This window comes from Rhodovulum sp. MB263, assembly GCF_002073975.1.
GTDB lineage: Bacteria > Pseudomonadota > Alphaproteobacteria > Rhodobacterales > Rhodobacteraceae > Rhodovulum.
Genome location: NZ_CP020385.1, coordinates 222,331 through 230,000, shown reverse-complemented (window position 1 = coordinate 230,000; position 7,670 = coordinate 222,331). Strand labels below are relative to the sequence as shown.

The window sequence follows — 7,670 nt, the reverse complement described above, 5'->3', positions numbered from 1 at the left end:
CCCGCGGATCAGGCGGATTTCAGGGTCTATCTCGACATCCTGCAGGCGGCCGTGGCCTCCTGCCAGGCCCGCCGCACCGACGCGCTGGCGCAGTCGATGAAGGCCTTCCGGGTCCAGCTCGGGCGACTGCCGAGATGAGCCCCGAAAGGCTGTTCGGTGCGTTGGCGTTCCGCCGTCCGTGGCGCAGCTACCCGGCACGCATCCTCGCCGATCTCGAGGCCCATCTGGGCGATCGCAAGCTGCATGTCGTGGCCGCGCCGGGGGCGGGCAAGACGGTCCTCGGCCTAGAGATCATCCGCGGGCTCGGGCTGCGCTGCCTCGTTCTGGCCCCCAACATTCTCGTGCGCGATCAGTGGATCGAGCGGCTGAAATCCGACTTCGTCGGGGACCGGCTGCCGGATCTGGCCGGTCTGGTCAGCACCGACCTTTCGGCAGATGTGCCGCTGCGGGTCTCGCCCCATCAGGGCGTGCATCAGAAACGCGCCGGGACGGTCCCGGCCGTCGGCCTGCGCTGCCTCGACGAGGCGCATCACCTGCGCCGCAGATGGTGGCACACCCTGACCGGGCTGTCCGGACGCCATGACGGCGTGACGCTGTCGCTGACGGCCACCCCTCCCTACAATGCCGTCGCACGGGAATGGCGGAACTACGACGCGCTCTGCGGCCCCATCGATGCCGAGATCCCGGCCCCCGTGCTGGTGCAATCGCGAGATCTCTGCCCGCATCGGGATCTGGTCTTCGCCGCCGTGACCCGCCATGCGGCGACCTATGTCCGGAACCGCGAGGACGAGGCCGGCAGCCTCGAGCTGCTGCGGAACGATCCCGCGCTGCTCGCCATGATCGAGGCCCTGCCCTGGATCGCTGATTGCAGGACCCATGCGGCAGAAATCCTCGACGAGCCGGACCTGTTCAGCGCCATGCCGGTCTATCTGCACGATGCCGGGCGCCCGCTGCTTCCCTATGCCCGGCGGCTGCTGCAGATCCGCGAGGGAGATATACCGCCGCAATCCTGGGACTGGCTCCGGATCCTCTGCGACGGGCTGAAGGCGCGCCTTCCCGCCCCGACCCTGCAGAGCCTCACCCGCATGGGGGCGCCCCGCAATGACCGTATCCTGCTGCCGCCTCGGAAATTCGCCGACCGGATCGGGATCCTGCGCGATGACGGCACCCGGCTCGAGGCCTGCCTCGAAATCCACGCTCTCGAACGCGCGGCCCGCGGCCCGGATCTGCACATGGCGATCTTCGTGGACCGAATCGGCCGCCTGTCGCTGGCCGCGGAGACCCCAGCCACGGGGTTCAGCGCCGTCCACCTGTTTCGCAGACTGACCGCCGGTGGCGGTGGCCGCGATGCCGCGATCATGACGGGACAGGTCGTGGTTCTGCCCCGGGCGCTGGCCGGGGTCTTGCCGCGCAGCCGCTCTCCGACCGGCCGGACCATGTCCTGATCGAGGGGCGGGATTTCGATGCCGCCATCGCGCGGACCAATACGGCCTTCCACGCAGGAGATGTCAGGGGCATCATCGGGACGCAGGCCTTTCCGGGACAGGGATGGGACGCGTCCGGATTCAACGCGCTCGTGCTCGGCACCAATCTGGCCAGCTTCGTCGCGATCAACCAGCTGCGCGGGTGGGCCTTGCGCATCGACCGCCGCAACCCTTCGAAATGCTCGAATATCTGGCATATCGCCGTCGTTCCGGACGCGCATGTCTCGGGGAAGGATCTCGAGGCCCTCGCGAGGCCCTTTGCCTGTTTCGCCCGGATCGACCGCGAGGCCCTCGAGATCCGGTCCTGGTTCGCGCCCGAAGCCACCAGCACCGTCCAGAACGAGAAGGCGCGGCGGCTGGCGGCCACCCATGGGGATCTCGCCCGGGACTGGGACAGAGCGCTTGAAACCGGCGCAGAGATCGGCGGCCGCCTGATGCAGGAAACCGGCATCGCACAGAGACAGAGCCAGCTGGTCCTGCCCCGCAGCAGAGGTCTCGCCAGCCTGTGGCGCCGCCTGTCCGGCCGGCCGATCCCCGAGCCCGAGATCCGCAGAACACTCGGCCGGATGGGCCATCTGGTGCTGGAAAGCCTGCGCCAGCTTGGCGATATCGGCCCCGACCGGGACATCGCGCCCTATGTCCTCGAAGGCCCCGAGGGACACCGCATCGGCCTCGACCGGGCGAGCCGCTACGAGGAGACCCTGTTCCACGAGACCCTCCGGCGGGTTCTCCATCCCGTGACCAATCCGCGATACTTGGTCGTTGTCCCCGCGGGCTTCCTGCGCGGCCGCTCCCAGCTCTTCGCCGTGCCGCCCCGGTTCGACGGCAACAAGCGGCGGGCCGGGATCTTCTGGAAGAACTGGCAGGCCATGCTGGGCCGGGGCCAGCTCGTCTATACCCGCACCGTGGCCGGACGCGGCCTCCTGCAATCCGCAAGATTGCGGACTTTACGGAACCGGACCACGCATAACCCGCAATGGAAGTGACGGCTTTGCCTTCGGGCCGGCTCCGTTCCGCCATGCGCAACAAGGCCCGGACCCTCCGGGGAGACGGATCCAGCCTGCCAGCCCCCGGGGCTCCGAACCGCACCAGATCTCCGGGACCGGCCTGCCTTGCCCGCCCCGCTTCGGAATGAAGGCCCGGCGCGCGCATGTCCGTCGAGGCCTTCATACGGTTCCGCTTCTCTTCCGGCCAGGAACCCCCCGCCGAAAACGCCAAGATCAAATGGCCCTGTTTTCAACGGGCGGGCCTGCGTCTTGTGCGGATCACAAAGACTTCGTCGCGATCAGGACCGCACGGCCCCTCAGGTCCCTCAGACAGTCCCGCGCGTCGGCACAGGGAATAACGAGCATCGAGTGCCCGGACCATTTCACATGTCGGCCGATACGGTCGCGGGCCTCCGGAACCTGTTCTCATGTTTCAGAGCCCGGACGCTGCTTGCCCCCCCACAGGCCGGGACATCGATGCAGATCGCCTCCATTCCCGCCGCCTTGCCTGAGGGTGGCATCACGCGGGACCGCCCTGCCCTCGAGCTCTGGCGGGAGCGGGAGCGTTTCCCGTTGAAAAGCGATTTGCACGCGCCTCCCGAAGCCAGGCCCCCGCACCTTTGAGACAGGCATAGCGGAGGGCCTGCATCGCCCCGCAAGGCATACGGCGGGAGCCCGCGGGCCGGGCAAGGGGAAAGCGGGGCGGATCGGGGCGCCGCCGGTGGCGGGGATATCGATCGGGCGCGACACCCGACCCGTTCGGATGACGGTGCGGCGATGGCCGGGGCCGCGCGCAAGACAGCCAGAATGCGTCTCCCGGATTCCCTCGAAACCGGGCCTGACCTTCAGCTCCGCGAACACGGGCGGCGGCCGCGAAGACCGGTCGCCCTCGTCACCTGAAATGCGGTTCCGACCTTGCCCGGGATGCGGCTTCTGCCCTCGGCGCGACAGAGGCCAGCGACCATGCGCGCGCGTTCCGTTGCGCAAGGATTTACGACGGACGGGACCAGCACCACGGCGGGATTGGGGCGGCGCTCAAAGCGAGGCTTCCGCATAGCCAGACGCCGCGACCCTGCTGCAAAGCTCATGCCACTCGCATCCGCCGCAGGCCGACCGGATCTTGCCGGCGGCGAAGGCCTGTCGAAGCCGACGCACCAAGCCCGCATCGAATCGCAGGCGCGTGCCGGGCCGGATGGTCCGCCCCAGAAGGCGCCCGACAGCAGACGCTGCCGCACGGTCGCGCGCCGTGACGCTGCAGCGGTGGCAATGAGGTTCGGGGCCGTCAAGCAGAGGGGCGCAGAGATCGTCCGGCCCGTCGACGATCTCGGCCTCTTCCCCGGCCCGCAGCCGACCCACGCTGGCCGTCATGTTGGCGGTGAAGGCCGGGCTGTACCCCCTGCCGACAAAGGTCAGGAGGCACAGGAGATGGTGCGGACGCAGGCGCAGCGTCATTCGGCGGCGCGGCGGGTCCGGCCGCACAGCAGCCTCAGCACCATCGAGCCAAGCGCCGATTTCAGCACCGCGCCGAGAAGGAAGGGCAGCACCCCGGCGGTGAAGGCCGCCTCGGCGCCGATCAGCAGCGCAAGCCAGGCCGCACCCAGCAGAAGGCAGGCGGCATTGCAGGCCAGCATGCCGAGGAAGGCCAGACCCATGCGCCGCCCGGTCCAGCCACGCTCGGCCAGCCAGCCCACGATCATGCCCGCAACCGGGAAGGCGAAGAGATAGCCGCCGGTCGGCCCGAAGAAATGCGGCAGCCCGGCCGCGCCGCCCGCCAGCACCGGCAGGCCCATCGCGCCCTCGGCAAGCCAGGCCGCGATGGTGATGCCGCCCATCCGCCAGCCGTAAAGCGCGCCGACCAGCCCGACAGCCAGCGTCTGCAGCGTGACCGGAACCGGGATCATCGGCACCTCGGCCTGCGAGGCGAGGGCAAGGAAAAGCGTGCCGACAAGCACCGCGCCGATCTTCCAGAGCAACGGGCGGTTCTGAAGATCGAGCGGCGAGAAAGCGGTTTCGGCGGGGGTCACAAGCGCGGTCATGGAGGCATCCCTCAAGATTATAGATAAAGATTCCATCTTATATCCGAGATTGACCGCAACCCGCGCGCGAGCGCAAGGCCCAAGCCGCGGCGCGCCCCCCTGCGGAAGGGCGCGACCGGACGAAACCGGGGGCCCGTCAGGTCTTTCAGGTCTGTCGGGCCGGGCCGGCCGCGGGGCGGCGCCCGGGGGCCGGGCCGACCCAGGTCACATGTCGTTCCAGCAGGGCTGCTGCCTGCTCGACATTGCCCGCGCGCAGCGCAACCAGAATGGCGCGGTGGTCGCGATCGGTCGGGGCGTCCCATTCCGCACGCCAGCCCGACATCAGGAAACGCGTGCTGGCGCTGTGAAGATCCTCGATGCTGCGCAAGAGCCGCGGCATGCCGCAGGGGGCCAGGATCGAGCGGTGGAACCGGCGGTTCGCCGCGTCCCAGTTCTGCACGTCGCGGGCGCGGTCCCCGGCACGGGTGGCCTCTTCCGCCTCGTCGAGGATGGCCGGGGTCAGATGCGGCGCCGCGTTGCGAAGCGCCAGCACCTCGAGCGCACCGCGCATCTGCGCGACTTCGCGGACCTCTTCCAGCCCGAAGGCCGCGACCCGGACGCCCCGGCGCGGCAGGCTTTCGACCAGCCCCTGCGCCTCGAGCTGGCGGAAGGCTTCGCGCACCGGCACATGGCTCGAGCCGAACTCGGTGGCGATATGGTCCTGCCTCAGCCGGGCGCCGGGCGGGATCTCGCCCGAGACGATGCGGCTGGCAAGCTGGCGGCCGATCCGGGCGGCAAGCGATTCTGAGGGCATCTGCGGCATGGCTCATGGATAATTCAGCCCGCGCCGCAGGTCGAGAGCGCCACGCGGCCGGTGTTGCCGGGGCAGCGGCGGCCCGTGGAGGGCTCAGCCGGGTGCCGGATCCGGGCCGGTGGCGAGGGTGGGAACGAGGGCCGCGAGATCGAGCCGTATCGTCATCCGCCCGGGCCCGGCCTCATGCGACAGGCCGATGCCGTGCTGGTCGGCCAGGGCGCGCACGATCGAGAGGCCAAGCCCGGTGCCGTCCGAGCCGGGGCGCCGTGCGAACCGGTCGCCAAGCAGCTCGGCCGGGCCATCGGTCGGGTTCGCGATCACCAGCACCGGGCCGGGACGCAGGACGATCTCGACCGGTCCGGTGCCGTGGTCCCGGGCATTGTCGATGAGATTGGCCAGCAGGATCGCCAGGCTGTCGGGCGCCAGCGCCAGGTCGAGCCGGTCGTGGTCGCCATCGTCGAAGCGGATCGTCGCGCCCGGCCGGTCTCGGATCAGCAGATCGAGGATCGCGATCAGGTCGGCGCGATCGCTGTCCAGTCCTGTCGGGGCCTCGGCCCGGGCCAGTTGCAGCAGCCGTTCGACGATGCGCCCCAGCCGCTCGATCGCCCGCAAGAGCCGGGTTGCGGCCTCGGGCCCGGCCTTGGCTTCGGCGATCAGCTGGGCCTGGGCGGCGGCGCTGGCAATGGGGCTGCGCAGCTCATGCGCGGCATCGGCGGCAAAGCGGCGCTCGGCCGCCAGCAGCGCCTCGATCCGGCCGAGATAGCCGTTCAGCGCGCGCGGGATCGGCGCCAGCTCGGCCGGAAGATCCGCGGCCGGGACCGGAGAGAGATCGCCGGCATCGCGCCGGGCCATCTGGGCCGCGAAATCGCGCGCGGGCCTCAGCGCGGCACGGGTGCCCTGCCGCACCGCCAGCACCGCCGAGACCAGAACGGCCGCCATCAGAAGCAGGAAGGCCCGCGCGCTTTCCATCAGTTCCTCGCGGCGCCAGCCGGTCGACTGGCCAAGCTCGACCGCGACCCGGCCATCGGCGCTGTCGCGGCGCATCACATGCCAGGCGGAGGTTTCGAGATGTGCCCCCGGGCCGATCCCGGGCCAGGGGGCGGACGGTGTCGGCATGTCTGCGCGCAGCACCCGCAGGCGCAGCCCGGCAGAGAGCGGCGGCACCGGCCGGTCGGCCTCGACCAGCGCCAGGATCAGCTCGGTCTGGGTCCGGAGGCCGCGATCGAGAAGCTCGTTCATCTCATGCGCGATGACCCCGAGCCCGACCGCGAGGCTCAGCAACCAGCCGGCGCCGACCACGGCCAGCACCCGCCGCATCAGGCGCCCGCTCAGCGACCGGCCGCTCACGGGATCTGGTATCCGATGCCGCGCCGGGTCTCGATCAGCCCGCGCCCGAGCTTGCCGCGCAGCCGCGAGACATAGACCTCGACCGCATTGCCCGAGATCCCGGCATCGAAATCATACAATCGGTCTTCCAGCACCTGCCGCGACAGCACCCGGCCCCGCGCCGCCAGAAGCGCGTCGAGCACCGCCCATTCGCGCGCGGTCAGGCGGATCTCGGCACCGTCACGCCAGACCCGGGCGCGGGCGCGGTCGATCCGGAGCGGCCCGAACGCAAGCTCGACCCCCGGCGCGCCCTCGCCGCGCCGGGCATTGGCCCGAAGCCGCGCCGCCAGCTCGCCCAGATCGACGGGCTTGACCACGTAATCGTCGGCGCCGCTGTCGAGCCCGGCGATGCGGTCGCCGATCCGGTCGCGCGCGCTCAGGATGACGACCGGCGTGCGCAGCCCGTCGCGCCGCCGCGCCCGCAGCAAATCGAGACCCGAACCGTCGGGCAACCCGAGATCGAGCACGATGCCGTCATATTGCGCCAGATCGAGCAGAAGCCCGGCTTCGGCGCAGTCGGCGGCCAGATCGACGGCATGTCCGTCCCGGCTCAGATAGGTCCGGATCGCCTCGGCCAGATCGGCGCCATCCTCGATGACAAGCACTCTCATGCTGCGAACTAACCGTTTTTCCCCGGTTTCGGGAAGGGGGCGTTTTTTTGCGGCGACTGTAAGCCGGGCGCAAGGCTGGAAGAACATCCCGGGGCCATCGCAGCAGATGGAGGTCTTTCCCATGCATCCCGCCCTTCCGCGTCCAGCCCTCGCGCTGCCGACCCCGCCGCTGCTGGCCTCGTCGCTGCCGGCAAGCGCGCGCTGTTCCGTGCCCAGAACCGGCTGGCGCCCGACTGAGGAGCTGAAGGCCCGGCGTGCCGCCCGCAGCGGGCAAAGGCGCAAGGTCAAGGCCGAGACTGGCTGCCACGGGACCTGTGCCCATGATGCCGGGACAGGCGGGCCGAGGTCTTCCCCGGTCCGGAGACCTTCGAGGA

8 protein-coding genes (1 of these 8 running past the window's edge) are annotated in these 7,670 nt (G+C 70.3%); 3 read left to right on the top strand and 5 right to left on the bottom strand.

Features of this window, described 5'->3' with window-relative positions; translation table 11 throughout:
• The 3 genes from B5V46_RS20310 to B5V46_RS19115 form a co-directional block, all read left to right on the top strand.
• Positions 1-138: the end of a hypothetical protein gene (locus tag B5V46_RS20310; RefSeq protein WP_196774421.1), read on the top strand. The gene continues 228 nt to the left of window position 1, outside the view; only the last 138 of its 366 coding nucleotides appear in the window; the start codon falls outside the window, past its left edge; it ends in the stop codon at positions 136-138.
• On the top strand, positions 135-1,445 hold the full coding sequence (locus tag B5V46_RS19120) for a DEAD/DEAH box helicase family protein (protein WP_080618277.1): 1,311 nt from the start codon (positions 135-137) through the stop codon (positions 1,443-1,445). The genes B5V46_RS20310 and B5V46_RS19120 overlap by 4 nt, the downstream gene beginning before the upstream one ends.
• Positions 1,446-1,576: 131 nt before the next feature.
• Positions 1,577-2,470, top strand: coding sequence for a hypothetical protein (locus B5V46_RS19115; protein WP_080618276.1), 894 nt, complete (start codon positions 1,577-1,579; stop codon positions 2,468-2,470).
• 1,035 nt (positions 2,471-3,505) lie between these two features.
• On the opposite strand, the gene B5V46_RS19105 is transcribed toward B5V46_RS19115, so the two are convergent.
• From B5V46_RS19105 to B5V46_RS19085, 5 genes are all read right to left on the bottom strand, one after another.
• Positions 3,506-3,922, bottom strand: coding sequence for a DUF1284 domain-containing protein (locus tag B5V46_RS19105; RefSeq protein ID WP_080618274.1), 417 nt, complete (start codon positions 3,920-3,922; stop codon positions 3,506-3,508).
• Positions 3,919-4,506, bottom strand: a complete 588-nt coding sequence (locus B5V46_RS19100) for a biotin transporter BioY (protein WP_080618273.1) — start codon at positions 4,504-4,506, stop codon at positions 3,919-3,921. Before B5V46_RS19100 ends, B5V46_RS19105 begins: the two co-directional genes overlap by 4 nt.
• A 145-nt stretch (positions 4,507-4,651) precedes the next feature.
• Positions 4,652-5,308 carry a GntR family transcriptional regulator gene (locus B5V46_RS19095; protein ID WP_080618272.1) on the bottom strand — a complete coding sequence of 219 codons (657 nt, stop codon included), beginning with the start codon at positions 5,306-5,308 and terminating at the stop codon, positions 4,652-4,654.
• An 84-nt stretch (positions 5,309-5,392) separates the two neighbouring features.
• Positions 5,393-6,646: a histidine kinase dimerization/phospho-acceptor domain-containing protein gene (locus B5V46_RS19090; protein ID WP_080618271.1), complete on the bottom strand. Its 1,254-nt coding sequence runs from the start codon at positions 6,644-6,646 to the stop codon at positions 5,393-5,395.
• Entirely contained in the window at positions 6,643-7,296 is a 654-nt protein-coding gene (locus B5V46_RS19085) for a response regulator transcription factor (protein ID WP_080618270.1), read from the bottom strand. Before B5V46_RS19085 ends, B5V46_RS19090 begins: the two co-directional genes overlap by 4 nt.
• Positions 7,297-7,670: the final 374 nt, after the last annotated feature.

Coding starts and splice junctions, on each gene's coding strand:
- B5V46_RS19085 (WP_080618270.1), bottom strand. CDS start 7,296: ATGAGAGTGCTTGTCATCGAGGATGGCGCCGATCTGGCCGAGGCGATC.
- B5V46_RS19095 (WP_080618272.1), bottom strand. CDS start 5,308: ATGCCGCAGATGCCCTCAGAATCGCTTGCCGCCCGGATCGGCCGCCAG.
- B5V46_RS19100 (WP_080618273.1), bottom strand. CDS start 4,506: ATGACCGCGCTTGTGACCCCCGCCGAAACCGCTTTCTCGCCGCTCGAT.
- B5V46_RS19105 (WP_080618274.1), bottom strand. CDS start 3,922: ATGACGCTGCGCCTGCGTCCGCACCATCTCCTGTGCCTCCTGACCTTT.
- B5V46_RS19120 (WP_080618277.1), top strand. CDS start 135: ATGAGCCCCGAAAGGCTGTTCGGTGCGTTGGCGTTCCGCCGTCCGTGG.